Origin of the sequence: Trabulsiella odontotermitis (genome assembly GCF_001188485.1) — a bacterium.
In the GTDB taxonomy this organism is placed as follows: Bacteria; Pseudomonadota; Gammaproteobacteria; order Enterobacterales; family Enterobacteriaceae; genus Trabulsiella; species Trabulsiella odontotermitis_A.
Map to the genome: position 1 here is coordinate 1 of NZ_JNGH01000070.1, position 18,363 is coordinate 18,363.

Genomic DNA, 18,363 nt, shown 5'->3' on the forward strand with positions numbered 1-18,363 from the left:
TCTGATCAACGTGCCGATTGTGCTGGTGGTGATGGTGCTCGGCTGGCGGGTGGTGCCGCCACAGAAGGGGCGTCGCGAACAGCCGATGCACATCGGTCAGGCACTGATGTTGATCGTCGCGATCCTGATGCTGGTTTACAGCGCGAAAACGGCGCTGAAAGGGCAACAGGCGATATGGCTGATTGGCCTGATCCTGACGACAGGCGCGGCATTGCTGGTGAGGTTTGTGCGTATTCAGCTCGCGACCCGTACGCCGATGATCGACATGCGGCTGTTTATGCACCCGATTATCCTGAGCGGGGTGATGATGGCGATGACCTCTATGATCACGCTGGTTGGCTTCGAATTGCTGATGGCACAGGAACTGCAGTTTGTGCATGGCAAAACGCCGTTTGAGGCCGGGATGTTTATGCTGCCGGTGATGCTCGCCAGCGGTTTCAGCGGCCCGTTGGCCGGGATGCTGGTCTCCCGTTTTGGCCTGCGGCGGGTAGCAACGGCAGGCATGGCGATGAGTGCCCTGAGCTTTCTCGGCCTGTCGCTGACCGATTTCAGTACCCAACAGCGGCAGGCGTGGGTCTTAATGACGCTGCTGGGTTTCAGCGCCGCCAGCGCATTGCTGGCCTCGACGGCAGCAATCATGGCGGCTGCGCCAAAAGAGAAAGCCGCTGCAGCCGGGGCGATTGAAACCATGGCCTACGAACTGGGCGCGGGGCTGGGCATCGCGCTGTTTGGTTTGATCCTGACCCGCAGCTACCACGATTCCATCGTACTGCCGAACGGGCTGGACGGTGCCACGGCGACGCAGGCCGCGTCGTCAATTGGGGAAGCCATGCAGGTGGCGTTGAACCTGCCGTCGTCGGTGGCGGATGCGCTGATAGCCGCGGCTAAAAAGGCGTTTATTACNNGCACAGCGTGGCGCTGTTCAGTGCCGGCACCATGCTGCTGGTGCTGGCAGTGGGGATCTGGTTTGGTCTGTCGAAAGCGACCCGTACGGCAGAGTGAGTTATTTCCGCGTCGCGTACCAGCAGAGCAGGGAGCCGATGCACACCATGCCGGCACCCTGCCAGAAAGACCATGACAGCGGCGCGCTGAGTAAAAATGACGCCAGCGCGGAAGAGAGCACCGGGGTGAAATAGGAGCCAACCGCTAACAAACTGACGTTGCCATGCAGAATACCGATATTCCACGCCGCATAGGCAAATCCTAATGACAGGGCACACATCAGCAGTTTAATAGTGACTGGCCAGCTAAAATGCATCGGCGGCTGGTCGGTAAGAAAATAGTGAACCCACAGGCTGAGCCCGGTCAGTAACACAAAAAAGGTGATGCCGTTTTTACCCTTCGCATAGCGCGCGGTGACAGTACAGTAGGCGGCCCAGATAAACGCGCCAATAAAGGCGAGAATATAGCTCAGCGGGCTGGAAATAATATTGCTGATAATTTCATTGATATTCAGCCCCCGATCGCCGCCGAGCACCCAACTGACACCAAGCAGCGCCAGAATTAACCCCGGAATAACCCACAGCGTGGATTTCTGACCGTTGAATAAAATAGCAAACAGAATCGTCAGGCTCGGCCAGAGATAATTCACCATGCCAACTTCAATCGCCTGCTGACGCGTCGCGGCATAGCCGAGCGACAGCGCGAGACAAATTTCATAACTGACGAACAGAATACAACCGGCCAGCAGATAGCGCGCAGAGAACTGGCGAATTTTCGGGATCCCGACGGTGAAAACCAGTAACAGCCCACTCAGGGAGTAGATCATCGCCGCACCGGCGACAGGACCAAGCCCCTCGCTGACGCCACGAATTAACCCGACCATAGTGCTCCAGAGAATGATGGCAATCAGGCCAATTAATGTTGCGCGTTGTGTCGTCATCTTTTTTTCTTTATTTCCCTTAAATACTAACACCGGAATTTATAACACTTTTTTGCCACTTACTGGATTAAAATTTCCAGAAACTACTCCCAAGTGAGTAGCGGGAATCAACAAACTAAACTATTTAGTGGGCATAAAGAATGGTTATTGATTTGCCGCAAAAAAAACCACACCCGCGCTGTTACTTTTCCCGGTGAAGTCACTCCATCAATAACGAGGAAAACAATGGACGTCAACCGCAGACAGTTTTTTAAAATCTGCGCGGGCGGTATGGCCGGGACGACGGTAGCGGCGCTGGGTTTTGCACCCAAAATGGCGCTGGCTCAGGCGCGAAATTATAAATTAATGCGCGCTAAAGAAGTTCGTAATACCTGCACATATTGCTCCGTAGGTTGTGGGCTTTTGATGTATAGCCTTGGGGATGGTGCGAAAAACACCAGAGAATCGATTTACCATATCGAAGGAGACTCCGATCATCCGGTCAGCCGGGGAGCGCTGTGTCCAAAAGGCGCCGGGCTGCTGGACTACGTCCACAGTGAAAATCGCCTGCGTTACCCAGAGTATCGCGCGCCGGGTTCGGACAAATGGCAGCGCATCTCCTGGGATGACGCGTTCAACCGTATCGCGACGCTGATGAAAGCGGACCGCGATGCCAACTTTATTGAGAAGAACGATCTCGGCGTAACGGTGAACCGCTGGCTTTCCACCGGTATGCTGTGCGCCTCTGCGGCGAGCAATGAGACCGGTATGCTGACGCAGAAGTTTGTGCGTTCTCTCGGCATGCTGGCGGTAGACAACCAGGCACGCGTCTGACACGGACCAACGGTAGCAAGTCTTGCTCCAACATTTGGTCGCGGTGCGATGACCAACCACTGGGTGGATATCAAAAACGCCAACGTCGTGATGGTAATGGGCGGAAACGCCGCTGAAGCGCATCCGGTGGGTTTCCGCTGGGCGATGGAAGCGAAAAATAACAACGATGCGACGTTGATCGTTGTCGATCCACGCTTTACCCGTACGGCCTCGGTGGCCGATATTTACGCGCCGATTCGTTCCGGTACCGACATTACGTTCCTGTCGGGCGTGCTGCTGTATCTGATCGAAAACAACAAAATTAACGCTGAATACGTTAAGCACTATACCAACGCCGCGCTGCTGGTGCGGGAGGATTACGCCTTTGACGACGGGCTGTTCAGCGGCTATGACGCAGAAAAACGCCAGTACGATAAATCCTCCTGGAGCTATCAGCTCGACGAAAACGGTATGGCGAAACGTGATGATTCGCTGACTCATCCGCGCTGTGTATGGCAGTTGCTGAAACAGCATGTTTCCCGCTATACGCCGGACGTGGTGGAAAACATCTGCGGCACGCCGAAAGCGGATTTCTTGCGGGTATGCGAGGTGCTGGCGTCTACCAGCGCGGCGGACAGAACCACCACCTTCCTGTATGCGCTGGGCTGGACGCAGCACACCGTCGGGGCGCAGAACATCCGCACCATGGCGATGATCCAGTTGCTGCTCGGCAACATGGGCATGGCGGGCGGCGGCGTGAACGCGCTGCGCGGTCACTCCAACATTCAGGGCTTAACGGATCTGGGGCTGCTGTCGACCAGTCTGCCGGGCTATCTGACGCTGCCGTCAGAGAAGCACACCGATCTGCAAAGCTATCTGACGGCCAACACGCCGAAAGCGATGCTGGCTGAACAGGTGAACTACTGGAGCAACTATCCGAAGTTCTTCGTCAGCCTGATGAAATCGTTCTACGGCGACGCGGCGCAGAAGGACAATAACTGGGGGTACGACTGGTTGCCGAAATGGGATCAGGCCTGGGATGTCATCAAGTATTTCAACAAGATGGACAAAGGCGAAGTCAACGGCTACATCTGCCAGGGCTTCAACCCGGTGGCCTCATTCCCGGACAAAAACAAAGTGGTGCGCAGCCTGAGTAAGCTGAAGTACATGGTGGTTATCGATCCGCTGGTAACGGAAACCTCCAACTTCTGGCAGAACCACGGCGAGATGAATGACGTTGATACCGCGTCCATTCAGACCGAAGTGTTCCGCCTGCCGTCGACCTGCTTTGCGGAAGAAGACGGTTCTATTGCCAACTCCGGTCGCTGGTTGCAGTGGCACTGGAAGGGCGGCGAAGCACCTGGAGAAGCGCGTAACGACGGTGAAATTCTGGCCGGACTCTTCCATCGTCTGCGGGATATGTACCGTAACGAGGGTGGAAAAGGCGCAGAACCGCTGCTGAAAATGCGCTGGGCGTACAAACAGCCGGATCACCCGGAATCGGACGAAGTGGCGAAAGAGAACAACGGCTATGCGCTGGCGGATCTCTTTGACGCGAATGGCGTGCTGGTGGCGAAGAAGGGCGAGCTGCTGAGCAGCTTTGCGCTGCTGCGTGACGATGGCACCACGTCGTCGTCATGCTGGATCTACACCGGCAGCTGGACCGAGAAGGGCAACCAGATGGCTAACCGCGACAACGCCGATCCATCCGGCCTTGGCAATACGCTGGGCTGGGCATGGGCGTGGCCGCTGAACCGTCGCGTGCTGTACAACCGTGCGTCGGCGGATCCGCAGGGTAAACCGTGGGATCCGAAACGGATGCTGATCCAGTGGGATGGCGCGAAGTGGAGCGGGAACGACATTCCTGACTTCAACACCGCCGCACCGGGCAGTGCCACCGGGCCGTTCATCATGCAGCCGGAAGGTCTGGGGCGTCTGTTTGCACTCGACAAGCTGGCAGAAGGTCCGTTCCCGGAACACTACGAGCCGATGGAAACGCCGCTGGGCACCAACCCGCTGCACCCGAACGTGATCTCCAGTCCGGTGGTGCGGTTGTATGACGAAGACGCGCAGCGTATGGGTAAGAAAGACAAATTCCCGTATGTCGGCACCACGTATCGTCTGACCGAGCACTTCCACACCTGGACCAAACACGCGCGCCTGAACGCGATTGCCCAGCCGCAGCAGTTTGTTGAAATCAGCGAAACGCTGGCGAAGTCAAAAGGCATCGCCAACGGCGACAGCGTGAAGGTCAGCAGCAAGCGCGGCTTTATTCGTGCGGTTGCGGTGGTTACGCGTCGTTTGCAGGCACTGAACGTGCACGGTCAGCAGGTGGAAACCATCGGGATCCCGCTGCACTGGGGCTTTGAAGGGGTAACGCAGAAAGGTTATCTCGCCAATACCCTGACGCCGAACGTCGGCGATTCCAACTCGCAAACGCCGGAGTACAAAGCGTTTCTGGTCAACATCGAGAAGGCGTAAAGGAGCGAACTTATGTCAATGGAAACACAGGACATTATCAAGCGCTCCGCCACCAATCCAGTCACGCCCGCCCCGCGCGCGCGTGATTACAAAGAGGAAGTGGCGAAGCTTATCGATGTCTCCTCCTGCGTGGGTTGCAAAGCCTGCCAGGTGGCCTGTTCAGAGTGGAATGATATCCGCGATGAGGTAGGGCACTGCGTCGGGGTGTACGACAACCCCGCCGATCTGAGCGCCAAATCCTGGACGGTGATGCGTTTTAGCGAAACTGAACAGAACGGCAAGCTGGAGTGGTTGATCCGCAAAGACGGCTGTATGCACTGCGAGGATCCGGGCTGTCTGAAGGCGTGCCCGTCCGCGGGGGCGATTATTCAGTACGCCAACGGTATCGTCGATTTCCAGCAGGAAAACTGCATCGGCTGCGGCTACTGTATCGCAGGCTGTCCGTTCAACGTTCCGCGTCTCAGTAAAGAGGACAACCGCGTCTACAAATGCACGCTGTGCGTTGACCGTGTCAGCATGGGTCAGGAGCCGGCGTGCGTGAAGACCTGTCCGACGGGCGCGATTCACTTCGGCACCAAAAAAGAGATGCTGGACGTGGCCCAGGCGCGGGTGGATAAGCTGAAAGCGCGCGGTTATCCGCAGGCGGGGATCTACAACCCGGAAGGCGTTGGCGGCACACACGTGATGTACGTTCTGCATCATGCCGACGAACCCGGGCTGTACCACAATCTGCCAAAAGAGCCGAAGATTGATACCAGTATCACGCTGTGGAAAGGGGCGCTGAAACCGCTGGCTGCCGCGGGCTTTATCGCTACTTTCGCCGGGCTGATTTACCACTACATCGGTATTGGTCCCAACAAGGAAGTGGACGACGACGAGGAAGGCCATGATGAATAAATCGAAAATGATTGTGCGGACAAAATTTATTGACCGCGCCTGTCACTGGACGGTGGTCATCTGCTTCTTTCTGGTGTCGTTGTCGGGGATTTCGTTTTTCTTCCCGACCCTGCAGTGGCTGACGGAAACCTTCGGGACGCCGCAGATGGGGCGCATTCTGCATCCTTTCTTCGGCGTGGTGATCTTCTTTGCGCTGATGTTTATGTTTGTGCGCTTCGTTCATCACAATATCCCGGACAAAAAGGATATTCCGTGGCTGAAAGGGATTGTCGAAGTCCTGAAAGGCAACGAGCACAAAGTGGCGGATGTCGGTAAATACAACGCCGGGCAAAAGATGATGTTCTGGTCAATCATGAGCATGATTTTCGTACTACTGGTCACTGGCATTATTATCTGGCGTCCGTACTTTGCCGACTATTTCCCGATGCAGGTGATTCGCTACAGTCTGCTGATCCACGCGACCGCAGCCATTATTTTGATTCACGCCATTCTGATCCATATCTACATGGCATTCTGGGTGAAAGGATCGATTAAAGGCATGATTGAAGGGAAGGTGAGCCGCCGCTGGGCGAAAAAACACCACCCGCGCTGGTATCGTGATATCGAAAAACTGGAAGCGAAAAAAGAGGGCGCAGAAGGGATTAAGTAACGCCGGTTCTGTGCAAAATCCCCGCATTCATATCGAGTGCGGGGATTTTTTCTGTTTAGCCGAACATCGCGACGAATTTTTCGATATCCCATTCTTTAACGTCCGACACCTGTCCGTCGCCAATCTCAACCAGCCGTAGTTCGCCATCGGTATTCTTCACTACGTCTATCGAGTAAAACGGTGTGTTCACGCAGCGGGCAATGGCTTCAACCTGTTCAGGCACAACATCGTCCGCTGAAAATACCTTACCGTTGAGCACAAAGTACCGACGCTCAGTATCCAACACGAAGCTTTCAAAACGCCGCACACTCACGCCGCCTTCAATGGTGCCACGGTAGTGGGCGATCAGTTTCAGCACCTCGCGAATTTCATCGGCGTTTTTCGCCACCGAGCCGCGGGAAGTCGTTAGCGATTTGACGTAATCCTTCACAAAGTACGCGGGCCACTGCAACTGGCGGGTCAGCGTGTCAAAATCCGCATCCGGTGTCGTCAGCACGGTTTCAGGTGNCGCGTTTCCACGGCACGAGCCAGCTGACGATATTCATCCTCATTGAGCATCCATCCACGCCAGATCACGGGGATATCAGGCTCAATCACACCGGAGAATTTGTACTTACCCATGGCGGCTGCTTCTGAGGCCAGCAGCAGGCAGTTTATGCCGTTTTGTTGGGCGCAAAAATACTCCTGCGCAAAGGTCTCGTCCGGGTGGGCCTGACTGGAATAATCATCGGGATAAATAATCTGCATACCTTGCTCCTTAGAATGGTAATTCCTTTCACTGACGCTATCACCGTGCCAGTTTGGGTTAGATAAACCCATCCGCAGTGTGGATATGTGTTGCTGCCGTTGCAACTGCCGGTGTTCCGGTAACCGATGCGGCTCCCCAAAATAGAAAAAGGGGCAGCTTGCGCCACCCCACGATTTATAGTTTTGCGTTAATCGCCGCAATCTCCTTACGCCATTGCGCCTGCAGCGCCGGTTTCTGGTGCTTCGGTTTGCGGGCCTGATCCTCTGCCAGTCGGGTTTCCAGCATGATCAGCCGTTCCAGCAGGTGCTCTTCCTGTGTCGGGATAACCGCCGTTTCTGGCGTACAAACGGCATCGGTCACCGTAACGGTTCGCAGTTTCTCCGCGACCGCATCCAGATCGTGCCATTCGCTGAGCTGGCCGTTATCAATCAGCCAGAAACGGTTACAGCTTTCGCTAATCAGTTTACGGTCATGGCTGACCAGCAGCACGCCGCCTGCATAGTCGCGAAGGGTGTCCGCTAACGCTTCTTTGCCTTCCATATCCAGATGATTGGTTGGCTCATCAAGCATCAGCAGGCTGTAGCGCGCCAGCGACAGACCGACAAACAGCAAACGCGAACGCTCGCCGCCGCTTAATGTGCTGACGTTCTTGCCGTGCTGCGCCCATGGAAAACCGGCACCAATCAGCGCTCGTTTCCTGATTTCAGCGGCCGGGGCGAACGGCTCCAGCGCCCCGAGCAGCGTTGCGTCGTCCGGTAGCTGATGCAGCGTCTGGTCGTAATAACCGAGACTGACGCGCGGGTGCAGCTTCAGCTGTGCATTCTCAATACCCTGAAAATGCTGCCAGATCTGCTTTAACAGCGTCGATTTCCCGCAACCGTTACGGCCCATGATCGCGACCCGGTCACCGCTTTTCAGGCGCGCAAGCGGGGCGGTAAACAGCGGGGGGACGCCGGGTGCAGGGGAGACGCTCAGCGCGTCCATTTCCAGCAGGCGGTCAGCGCGAAGGGCGTCGCCCTGAAGTTGCAACTGCCAGTGGCTACCGGCCGTCACTTTGTCACTAACGGTGCGACAATGACCACCTCTGTCACTGTGTATAACAGTAAGCGTCCAGCGAGAGCCATCTGGTCATAATCTGATGTATTCGACAAAGTGGTGTACACCAAATAGTGGTGGGAACCAAAGTGTCAGATATGCAGAAAAACGTTATTCCCGGCAAGCGTAAAGGTTGCCCTAATTATTCTCCCGAATTTAAGCAGCAGCTTGTTGCCGCTTCCTGTAAGCCCGGGGTATCCATATCAAAACTGGCGCGTGAAAATGGGAACAACGCCAATCTTCTGTTCAAATGGCGCCAGTACTGGCGTGAAGGGAAACTACCTTCTCCTTCAACAACAGAAAACCGCATGCCTGAACTGCTCCCGATAACACTTGATGCCGAAGATGTCCCCGCGGACTCTTCCCGGTCACAATCTGTAGCTGCTGCGGTACCTGAATCACTCAATATCAGCTGTGAAGTGACCTTCCGGCACGGGACGCTTCGCCTCAACGGCGTTGTCAGCGAAAACCTCCTGAACCTGCTGATACAGGAGCTCAAACGGTGATCCCACTACCATCGGGGACAAAAATCTGGCTGGTCGCCGGCATCACCGATATGCGAAACGGCTTCAACGGCCTGGCGGCAAAGGTGCAGACGACGCTGAAAGACGATCGTAAGCGTAAACCCAGTGCCGTATGTAGCCATTGAGCCAGTGCTGGTAACTTAGATGTCCACCTGTACAGACGGACATCTAAGTATGGAATCCCAATCCTGGCGAAAAGAACCCCGTAAAAATTATCCCAATGACTTCAGGCTACGTATCGTCAAACTTGCTTCCCGCCCCGGAGCCTGCGTTGCTCAGATTGCCCGTGAAAATGGCATCAATGATAACGTCATCTTTAAATGGCTGCGGCTCTGGTAGGATGAAGGTCGTATATCACGCCTCCTTCCGGTAACTGTCGAATCTTCATCATCACCGATGATGCTGCCTGTCGAGGTGATACCTGATCCAGCACCAACAGGTGAGACGAACACTGACCCGGGTTAGCTCTCAGCTCTGAATGCCACCTCCTGTTGTGTTGAGTTCCGCTACGGCAAAATGACGCTTGAGAATCCGTCACCAGAACTGCTGGCCGTGCTGCTCTGCGAGCTGACCGGGAGAAGACAATGATATCCCTCCCGTCGGGCACCCGTATCTGACTGGTTACTGGTGTCACGGATATGTGTAAATTGTTCAATGGTCTCGGCGAGCAGGTACTGCATGCACCTGATGAAAATCCGTTCTCCGGCCATCTGTTTATCTTCCGTGGCCGCAAAGGTGACACCGTGAAGATCCTCTGGGCTGATGCTGACGGTCTGAACCTGTTCGCCAAACGCCTGGAAGAAGGCCACTTCATCTGGCCTGCTGTACGCGACAGTAAAATCGCCATCACCCGCTCACAACTCGCCATACTCCTCGATAAGCTGGACTGGCGTCAGCCAAAAACAGGCCGACTTAACTCACTGACAATGTTGTAAAAGGTCATAACCGCATTATAAATGTGGCCATGAGTCAGGACTATCTCGCCCGTATCGCCGCGCCGGAAAATGCGCTTCGCCAGAAAGACTGTCAGCTCAGTCTCGTGGCAGAGACTGAGTCGTTCCTGCGTTCGGCGCTGGCCCGCGCAGAAGAGAAAATAGAGAACGAAGAGCGCGAAATAGAGCACCTGCGGGCACAGATAGAAAAGCTGCGCTGAATGCTGTTCGGTACCCGCTCAGGAAAGTTATACCGGCAGGTCGAGAAGCCAAAGCCCTGCTGAAACAGCAGGAGCAGCAAAGTGATCACTACAACAGACGGTAAGACGATCCTCAGGTACCTCACCAGTCCCGCCATCGTCGCCCGTTACCGGAACACCTTCCCCGCGAGATACACTGACCGGAGCCTGCGGAAACCTGTTGTCCGGAATGCGGCAGCGGAATGGAGTACCTCAGCGAAGGCAGCGTGGAGCAACCGGAACTGATCTCCGGTGCCCTGAAAGTGAACTGCATGGTCGGAGTGAAAAAGGCCTGTACAAAATGCGACGCTATCGTACAGGTGCCTGTACCATCACGCCCCATCAATCGCGGTATCGCCGGACCGGGTCTGCTGGCCCGTGTGTTAACGGGCAAGTACTGTGAATATATGCCACTGTATTGCCAGACTGAAATCCTTGCGTGTCAGGGCGTGGATCTGAACCAGGCGCTGCTCTCCAACTGGGTGGATGCCTGTTGCCAGTTAATGGCACCACTGGATGAAGCCCTTTACCACTACGTGACGGACTGCCGCAAACTGCATCTGTCGTACTGATTGCACCAACATCACAACTTCCGCTATCGTCCTCCGACATGAATGGTATCAAGGGGGGCTATATCGGGGCGTGGCGGTTGAATGTTAACTGACTTCGCCCCTTATTATCCAGTCTGCTTAATCATCACATTAGTTAGAGGGAGGGTTATCTTCCTGTCCATCGTGGCGGAGTTATGGCAGGTAGTGGATACCAGTGTCCTGTTGTGCATGGTTCCAGAACATCCCGCCCTGCGTAAGAAAAGAAATTGCGTCCATTCTTCATATCCCGGAACCACTGGTCACCATTTCGAAAACGGTAAAGACGGACAAGTTCGCTGTCAGGCAGATGTGTGCTCTCATACCCCTGTGCCACTTGAAACTGATCGGCCCACTGCTCGGTTATCAGCCCGTAATCGATTTGTGAGAGTGTCATCAACGGGCGCCCCCGACATAAAATGACCATAGCTGACGCACAGTGTGCCAGAGGCAGCCAGAGGCCAAAACTGAAAAAGAGAAGGGCCAGGAGCCAGTGTTGCTTCATCATGAAACCTCGTAACAGATTAAAAATCTTTATCGCGATGCGGGCGCCAGTCAAAATCCTCCAGCATGTTATATACTTCCCAGACCAGCCCGGTGCTGCACTTGCTGGCGGAGGTTGCACCTGCCCGATAGTACCGACTTACAATTACCGCCCGGCCTGATAGTTTTCGCGCCGATAACGCTGTCTATTACCTTCAATCCACAAACGACACAATCCACCTGACAATAAAAACCAAACTCACTGTTCCCCCCCACTGGCCTTATGACCAGTGGGGGGCTGTTATTTTTTTTCTCCCCTTCAATACGACTGGTATAGGCAATGGATGATGTTAATAGTCTTTAAAGAATAAACTCATCCGCTCAGCAGATCAGGTGGTAATGTATTCACTGGTCACCCAGTTTAGGGTAGTGTATGAATGCAGTTATCTTCGGCACGGTTATCCCCATTGTTTCCTGCACCCTTATCGCTGCACGGTTAACAGAACCAATATCCAGCCTGTTATCAGGTCATGATGATAAGACCACGGATAAACAGTATCTGCGTCTTGATTAAAGTTTATCTCTCATGGCGTAAATGGGGGCAACCGTGAAGGGGGGAAGACCATCTCATCGCTTACGAAACAGATAAACGGAAGTCCAGCCCAACGGCAGATGCATACAATGCAGGGCCGGAAGGTGGTCAGACAGAGGTTCTGCGATAGCTGCCGTATTCCGGTAGCCAGAAGTTATTGTCAATCGCCTGGCACAATGCTTCCGCGGACGTTTTCACCGCCACGTCCTGTTGCTGCGCCATTTTACCCACGGCGAAGGCGATCGCCCGGGAAACCCCCTTGATCTCTTTTAGCGGCGGCAGCACCATACCTTCGCCGTCGTTGACCAGTGGCGAGTGCTCAGCCAGCGCTTCGCTGGCGGCCATCAGCATCTCGTCGGTAATACGTGATGCGCCAGAGGCGATAACGCCAAGCCCGATGCCAGGGAAAATATAGGCGTTGTTACACTGGGCCCATCTGTTTGGCCTTGCGCGACAGATCTTCGTTGTCATACGTCCGTCCCCAGATGGCCAGCCGTTTAGCGCTGGTGGTGATGCGGTCAATCTCCTTTTGTTCGGCTTTGAAGCGCAGCGCATCGCTCTCATCCTGCGCTATTCGAGCCTCACGCGCCGCCGTACACGGCAGGGCGAAGCTGTAAAGTGTCTTATCGCGCAGAATTAACGTTCCATTAGTTACAACATCCAATAAGTGAATGTCATGGGAAACCAGTATGAAGCTTCCGTGCCAGTTTTTAAGGAAGCTTTCCAGCCACAGAAGGGTGGGAAGATCGAGGTGGTTACTGGGTTCATCCAGCAACAGCAGGTCAGGCTGGTGGATCAGCGCGCGCGCTAATAATAGCCGCGTATGTTGACCCCCGCTCAGCGTCCCGGATTGCAGCAGACTATCCGCCTCGCTGAAACCCATCTCCGCCAGCAACGCGTCGGCGCGCCAGCGCTGGCTTTCACGTTCGGCAGGAGGCAATTGCGCCAGCACCGCATCACGCATCGTCAGCGGGTAAACCTCAGCCGGAAGATGCTGTTCAACGCGGGCCAGCAGGCAATGATTGGCTTTCGACAGGCTACCTGAGGTGGGTGACAGCGTACCGTCCAGCACCTTTAATAACGTGCTTTTGCCGCAGCCATTGTAACCAATCAGACCCAGGCGATCGCCTTTTTTCAGCGTGAAAGAGATGTCAGAAAACAGCGGACCAAACGGAGTGTCCACGTGGAGAGATTGTGCAGTCAGTAATGTGCTCATTGCTTACTCAAGAGTTACAGGTACAGCAGTACCTCGTCATACATCGCTGACGATAACCCGGTAAGCCCGAGGGAAGGGATTAAGACAGTGTTTCTTCGCTCAAGCCGAAGTTATCGCAGCACGAAACCGATAACGCTTGAGCTGGCACGATCGCCAAATGCATGTGAAACAATAAGATGTTCACAGTACAGCATGGGGATCCTCCTTTTCTATTCAGTAAGTTAATGGGTGAAAGCAGTGTAGCGGGGAAAAGCGCGATTTGCCAGCCCGGCAAGGTGAACTCGCCGGGCTGGAAGGGGGATCAGATGGAGGTTCTGCGGTAGCTGCGGTATTCCGGTAACCAGAAATTATCGTCAATGGCCTGCAATAACGCTTCGGCGGAGGTTTTCACCGCCATGCCTTGCTGCTGCGCCATTTTACCTACCGCAAAGGCGATTGCCCGGGAGACTGCTTTAATTTCACTCAGCGGCGGCAGCACCATACCTTCGCCGTCATTGACCAGTGGCGAGTGCTCAGCCAGCGCTTCGCTGGCGGCCATCAGCATCTCGTCGGTGATGCGTGATGCGCCAGAGGCGATAACGCCAAGCCCGATGCCAGGGAAAATATAGGCGTTGTTACACTGGGCAATGGGGTAAATTTTGTCTTTCCACACCACTGGCGCAAACGGGCTGCCGGTGGCAACCAGGGCATTACCTTCGGTCCAGGCAATAATATCCTGCGGCGTCGCTTCCACGCGCGAGGTCGGGTTCGACAGCGGCATGACGATAGGACGCGGGCAATGTTTGTGCATTTCACGGATGATCTCTTCCGAGAACAGGCCAATCTGCCCCGACACGCCAATCAGAATGTCTGGTTTCACATTACGCACCACATCGAGCAGCGACAGCGCATCGTTATCGGTATCCCAGCCGGTCAGATTATCGCGTTTTTGCACCAGTTTTGTCTGGAACGACAGCAGGTTAGGCATCTGATCGGTCAGCAGTCCGAAACGGTCGACGATGGGGTAAATTTTGTCTTTCCACACCACCGGCGCAAACGGGCTGCCGGTAGCCACCAGGGCATTACCTTCGGTCCAGGTAATAATATCCTGCGGCGTCGCTTCCACGCGCGAGGTCGGGTTCGACAGCGGCATGACGATAGGACGCGTGACGAACTGGTAGTACTCTTCGCCAGTAATACGCGGGTGGCGCCAGCCCATATAGAGCGGATCGTTCAGCAACTGCTGGTTATTGGTGCCGACATCCAGCACTACCGGCAGGGTATAGGCCGGGCTGATACCGCCGCAGGCGGTGTAGAGCGACAGTTTGCCGATCGGAATGCCCATTCCGCCGATGCCCTGGTCACCGAGGCCGAGAATGCGCTCGCCGTCGGTCACCACGATCACTTTGATATTCATAAACACGCGCTGGCGAGCGGCCTCTTCGCTGAGCCCTTCACGCTGGATCTGCGCCACAATTTGCTCGGCGATGCCGCAGCCTGCGGAACCCGCGCCGAGGAACACAATTTTTTGCTCACTTAACTGGCTGCCCGCCGCACGGCTGGCGGCGATCAGCGTGCCGAGCGTGACCGCGGCGGTACCCTGAATGTCATCGTTAAAGGAGCAGATCTCGTCGCGATAGCGGGTCAGCACCGGCATGGCGTTGTTCTGCGCGAAATCTTCAAACTGCAGCAGCACGTCAGGCCAGCGCTGTTTCACCGCCTGAATGAAATCATCGACGAACTGATAGTACTCTTCGCCAGTAATACGCGGGTGGCGCCAGCCCATATAGAGCGGATCGTTCAGCAGTTGCTGGTTATTGGTCCCAACGTCCAGCACCACTGGCAGCGTATAGGCCGGACTGATGCCGCCGCAGGCGGTGTAGAGCGACAGTTTGCCGATCGGAATGCCCATCCCGCCGATGCCCTGGTCACCGAGGCCGAGAATGCGCTCGCCGTCGGTCACCACGATCACTTTGATATTGTGGTTGGGGACGTTCTGCAGAATATCGTCCATATACTGCCGGTTTTCGTAGGAGATAAACACACCACGCGCGCGGCGGTAAATCTCAGAAAAACGTTCACAGGCTGCACCCACGGTCGGGGTGTAGATCACCGGCATCATCTCTTCAAGGTGATTTTCCACCAGTCGGTAGAAGAGGGTTTCGTTGGTGTCCTGAATATTACGCAGGTAAATGTGTTTGTCGATTTCCGTCTTAAAGCCCTGATACTGGATCCAGGCGCGCTCAGCCTGCTCTTCAATGGATTCCACCACTTCGGGCAAGAGTCCGAGCAGGTTAAAGCTGCGGCGCTCTTCCATGCTGAAGGCGCTGCCTTTGTTCAACAACGGGAATTCAAGCAGAACAGGGCCAGCGTAAGGGATATAAAGGGAACGGTTTTTTTTATGATTTAGTAACATCTCACTTTACTCCGTTGTCATTTTTCCAGTCCATGACAGGGTTTCAGGGGGAGCAGGGCACCAAAATATAAATCGAAGGGGAAGTGAATGAAAACGATTGCTGATCCCAAATAGTATTCTGTTACGGACAATACACAGAAACATTTCGTTCACAACCTGTCTGAATAATACTTTCCACCTTCCCGGGTGGCATTTAACCTTTGTTTGCTCTTACGGGCAAATAAAACCCCAAAAAAAATGTGTCAAAAGATGCATAAAATGACTTGTGTTAATAAATTGTAATTATTGTTTTTTGTGCTGATGTTAATTTACATATTAAATACATGAAGATAACAATCAGACAGCGTAAAAACGCATGTGAAATCCTTAATAACAGGGGCGTTTGTTTCCTCCCTGTCATTATGAAGTCTGCCGCGCTACGGCATTAACACAGGACATTATCTATGTTTACCCCCCTAGACTGGAACAACACACAACGACACGTGGCATTCGCCAGTTTTGTCAGCTGGATGCTTGATTCTTTTGATTTTTTTATTCTGGTTTTTGTTTTAAGCGACCTCGCGGACTGGTTTCATGCTTCGGTTGCCGATGTTTCTATTGCCATTATGCTCACACTGGCGGTACGTCCCATCGGTGCATTGTTGTTTGGCCGGCTGGCGGAAAGATATGGCCGCCGCCCGCTCCTGATGCTCAATATTCTCTTCTTTACGCTGTTTGAGCTACTTTCCGCATGGTCTCCGAACTTTACAGTATTTCTCGCATTCCGCGTACTTTATGGTGTCGCGATGGGGGGGATCTGGGGGGTTGCCTCATCGCTGGCGATGGAGACTATCCCTGACCGCTCCCGTGGACTGATGTCCGGAATATTCCAGGCTGGTTACCCCTGTGGGTATCTGGTAGCGTCGGCCATTTTTGGCCTGTTCTACAGCACGGTTGGCTGGCGTGGTATGTTCTTGATCGGGGCGTTGCCGATCGTGCTGCTGCCTTATATCTGGTTTAAAGTGCCGGAATCGCCGGTATGGCTGGCTGCCCACGAGCGTAAAGAGAGTACAGCGCTGTGGCCGGTGCTGCGCAGTCAGTGGAACACTCCTTTGTCATCTTTCCAGTCCATGACAGGGTTTTAGGGGTACGACAGGAGCGCCAAAGTATAAATCAAATGTTAACGAAAAGGGTAAATCTGTGGTTTTCGAAAATAAAAAAACACCATCTCCGTGGGAAGATGGTGTCATGGGTCATCCTTTCAGCGAACGGTTACTCTTCGCGGCGTTTACGGCCGGTTGAGTGAGCGTGGTTTACCAGCGTTTCGTGATTGTCTTCGATAAGCACTTTTTTCTGGTTAGAAAGCTTGTAGTTCAAGCCGAGGAGGTGACGTGCCTGACGGTTCGATTTCATTCTTACTCCTTAATCCTGTTTCTGGTTTCAAGGACAAGCCCGGCGCAGCCGGACGAAATGTAACCCCATAGAGCATCGGTTAAATGTGATGCAGTAAAGATAGTCGATCATCTCAACCGAAATAGCAAATCAGGCCGCCGGGTTTAAGAACATTCTCCGGGCAGTTTCGCCTTTCTTTACTTTGGCGTTATCATCCGGCGAGCACGCCTTGCATCTCAGCAATTGTTACCGTTGTTGTCTAATGAGGGCTTTAACCATGAAAGTACTGGGTTATGCTGCACAAACACCGTCTGCCGCGCTGGCGCCATACACTTTCGAGCGCCGTGCGCCGCGTCCAGATGATATCACTCTTGAAATTCTCTACTGTGGCGTTTGCCACTCCGATCTCCACCAGGCCCGTAACGACTGGGGCTTTAGCGAATATCCTATCGTGCCGGGGCATGAAATCGTCGGGCGGGTGACTGCCATCGGTGACAGTGTCACAAAATTTAAGCCCGGCGATCTGGCTGCCATCGGCTGTATGGTTGATTCCTGCCGTATTTGCGCGCCTTGTAAAGACGGGCTCGAGCAGTATTGCGAAGAGGGCAATACGCAAACCTACAACGGACGTGACCGCCACGACCATACGCAAACCTTCGGCGGCTATTCACAATACATTCTCGCCAGTCAGGACTTCGTCCTGCATCTGCCGAAAAATATGGATCTGAAAGGTGTGGCACCGCTATTGTGCGCCGGGATCACCACCTGGTCGCCGCTGCGTCACTGGCACATCGGCGCCAACAGCAAAGTGGCAGTGATTGGTCTCGGTGGGCTGGGCCATATGGCGCTGAAGCTGGCGCATGCCCTGGGCGCTGAAGTCACGCTGTTTACCCGCTCGCCCGGCAAAGAGGCGGATGCCCGTCGCCTTGGTGCGCACAACGTGGTGTTGTCAACGGATGACGCACAGATGCAGTCCGTGCAGAATCAGTTTGATTTAATTATCGATACCGTACCTTATGAGCACGATATTAATCCGTATCTGCCCACGCTGACGCTCGACGGCACGCTGGTTTTTGTCGGCCAGTTGGGTGACAGCCCGGTTTTCAACACCCTGCCATTGATCACCGGTCGCCGTTCCATCGCCGGGTCGTGCATTGGCGGTATTGCCGAAACGCAGGAGATGCTCGATTTCTGCGCGGAGCACGGCATTGTTTCGGATGTGGAAGTGATCAACATTCAGGATATCAACGCCGCCTACGAACGGTTGCTGAAAAGCGATGTGAAATACCGCTTCGTCATTGATATGGCATCACTTTCTGCCGCTTAAGTTAGTGATTTCTTTTCTTCGCCCGCGCTCGCGGGCGAATCAAATCCCTCACAATAATGTGTCAATTCATGTGCAAAACGGGAAGTGTTAACAAAATGTAATCATTGCTTGCTCGTTGACGCTAATTTACATGCTATATACAAAACAATAACA

10 protein-coding genes and 8 pseudogenes are annotated in these 18,363 nt (G+C 54.3%); 11 read left to right on the forward strand and 7 right to left on the reverse strand.

Annotated elements, in window-relative coordinates; all coding sequences use genetic code 11:
- Positions 1 to 1,002 (forward strand): annotated as a pseudogene (locus GM30_RS06760) (MFS transporter); the annotation flags it as partial.
- A gap of 1 nt (position 1,003) precedes the next feature.
- Here GM30_RS06760 and yddG read toward each other — a convergent pair.
- Positions 1,004 to 1,882, reverse strand: coding sequence for an aromatic amino acid DMT transporter YddG (gene yddG, locus GM30_RS06765; RefSeq protein WP_049847994.1), 879 nt, complete (start codon positions 1,880 to 1,882; stop codon positions 1,004 to 1,006).
- Positions 1,883 to 2,107: 225 nt separating this feature from the next.
- Here yddG and fdnG point away from each other — a divergent pair, with 225 nt between their 5' ends.
- From fdnG to fdnI, 3 genes are read left to right on the forward strand one after another with little or no spacing between them, the layout of a single operon-like run.
- Complete coding sequence (fdnG, locus tag GM30_RS06775; RefSeq protein WP_124966051.1) at positions 2,108 to 5,155, forward strand: formate dehydrogenase-N subunit alpha; 3,048 nt, start codon at positions 2,108 to 2,110, stop codon at positions 5,153 to 5,155.
- A gap of 12 nt (positions 5,156 to 5,167) precedes the next feature.
- The gene (gene fdxH / locus GM30_RS06780; RefSeq protein ID WP_049847997.1) at positions 5,168 to 6,052 is read left to right on the forward strand and encodes a formate dehydrogenase subunit beta; all 885 of its coding nucleotides are present in this window, start codon (positions 5,168 to 5,170) and stop codon (positions 6,050 to 6,052) included.
- Positions 6,045 to 6,701 carry a formate dehydrogenase-N subunit gamma gene (fdnI, locus tag GM30_RS06785; RefSeq protein ID WP_049847998.1) on the forward strand — a complete coding sequence of 219 codons (657 nt, stop codon included), beginning with the start codon at positions 6,045 to 6,047 and terminating at the stop codon, positions 6,699 to 6,701. The genes fdxH and fdnI overlap by 8 nt, the downstream gene beginning before the upstream one ends.
- Positions 6,702 to 6,756: 55 nt before the next feature.
- On the opposite strand, the gene GM30_RS27095 is transcribed toward fdnI, so the two are convergent.
- Positions 6,757 to 7,197, reverse strand: a complete 441-nt coding sequence (locus GM30_RS27095; RefSeq protein WP_238582614.1) for an ATP-grasp domain-containing protein — start codon at positions 7,195 to 7,197, stop codon at positions 6,757 to 6,759.
- Between the two features lie 426 nt (positions 7,198 to 7,623).
- A pseudogene (locus tag GM30_RS06795) lies at positions 7,624 to 8,505 on the reverse strand (ATP-binding cassette domain-containing protein); the annotation flags it as partial.
- A 137-nt stretch (positions 8,506 to 8,642) separates the two neighbouring features.
- On the opposite strand from GM30_RS06795, the gene tnpA reads away from it, so the two are divergent.
- The 5 genes and pseudogenes from tnpA to GM30_RS23970 all read left to right on the forward strand — a co-directional run.
- Positions 8,643 to 9,050 carry an IS66-like element accessory protein TnpA gene (tnpA, locus tag GM30_RS06800; RefSeq protein ID WP_049848075.1) on the forward strand — a complete coding sequence of 136 codons (408 nt, stop codon included), beginning with the start codon at positions 8,643 to 8,645 and terminating at the stop codon, positions 9,048 to 9,050.
- Positions 9,047 to 9,157: pseudogene (gene tnpB / locus GM30_RS23960) on the forward strand (IS66 family insertion sequence element accessory protein TnpB); the annotation flags it as partial. The gene tnpA and the pseudogene tnpB (GM30_RS23960), both read left to right, overlap by 4 nt.
- Positions 9,158 to 9,242: 85 nt before the next feature.
- Positions 9,243 to 9,714, forward strand: a pseudogene (locus tag GM30_RS27830) (transposase).
- On the forward strand, positions 9,707 to 10,003 hold the full coding sequence (gene tnpB / locus GM30_RS06805; RefSeq protein WP_049847999.1) for an IS66 family insertion sequence element accessory protein TnpB: 297 nt from the start codon (positions 9,707 to 9,709) through the stop codon (positions 10,001 to 10,003). Before GM30_RS27830 ends, tnpB (GM30_RS06805) begins: the two are co-directional and overlap by 8 nt.
- Before the next feature lie 29 nt (positions 10,004 to 10,032).
- A pseudogene (locus tag GM30_RS23970) lies at positions 10,033 to 10,799 on the forward strand (IS66 family transposase); the annotation flags it as partial.
- Between the two features lie 1,210 nt (positions 10,800 to 12,009).
- Here GM30_RS23970 and GM30_RS23975 read toward each other — a convergent pair.
- From GM30_RS23975 to GM30_RS06835, 3 genes and pseudogenes are all read right to left on the reverse strand, one after another.
- A pseudogene (locus tag GM30_RS23975) lies at positions 12,010 to 12,336 on the reverse strand (malic enzyme-like NAD(P)-binding protein); the annotation flags it as partial.
- Positions 12,335 to 13,117: pseudogene (locus tag GM30_RS06830) on the reverse strand (ATP-binding cassette domain-containing protein); the annotation flags it as partial. The pseudogenes GM30_RS06830 and GM30_RS23975, both read right to left, overlap by 2 nt.
- Before the next feature lie 301 nt (positions 13,118 to 13,418).
- Positions 13,419 to 15,512: an NAD-dependent malic enzyme gene (locus GM30_RS06835; protein WP_072094060.1), complete on the reverse strand. Its 2,094-nt coding sequence runs from the start codon at positions 15,510 to 15,512 to the stop codon at positions 13,419 to 13,421.
- A 443-nt stretch (positions 15,513 to 15,955) separates the two neighbouring features.
- On the opposite strand from GM30_RS06835, the pseudogene GM30_RS06840 reads away from it, so the two are divergent.
- Positions 15,956 to 16,594 (forward strand): annotated as a pseudogene (locus GM30_RS06840) (MFS transporter); the annotation flags it as partial.
- A gap of 169 nt (positions 16,595 to 16,763) precedes the next feature.
- On the opposite strand, the gene sra reads toward GM30_RS06840, so the two are convergent.
- Positions 16,764 to 16,904: a stationary-phase-induced ribosome-associated protein gene (gene sra / locus GM30_RS06845; RefSeq protein ID WP_049848003.1), complete on the reverse strand. Its 141-nt coding sequence runs from the start codon at positions 16,902 to 16,904 to the stop codon at positions 16,764 to 16,766.
- A 256-nt stretch (positions 16,905 to 17,160) separates the two neighbouring features.
- On the opposite strand from sra, the gene GM30_RS06850 reads away from it, so the two are divergent.
- Positions 17,161 to 18,210 carry an NAD(P)-dependent alcohol dehydrogenase gene (locus GM30_RS06850; RefSeq protein ID WP_049848004.1) on the forward strand — a complete coding sequence of 350 codons (1,050 nt, stop codon included), beginning with the start codon at positions 17,161 to 17,163 and terminating at the stop codon, positions 18,208 to 18,210.
- Positions 18,211 to 18,363 lie beyond the last annotated feature (153 nt).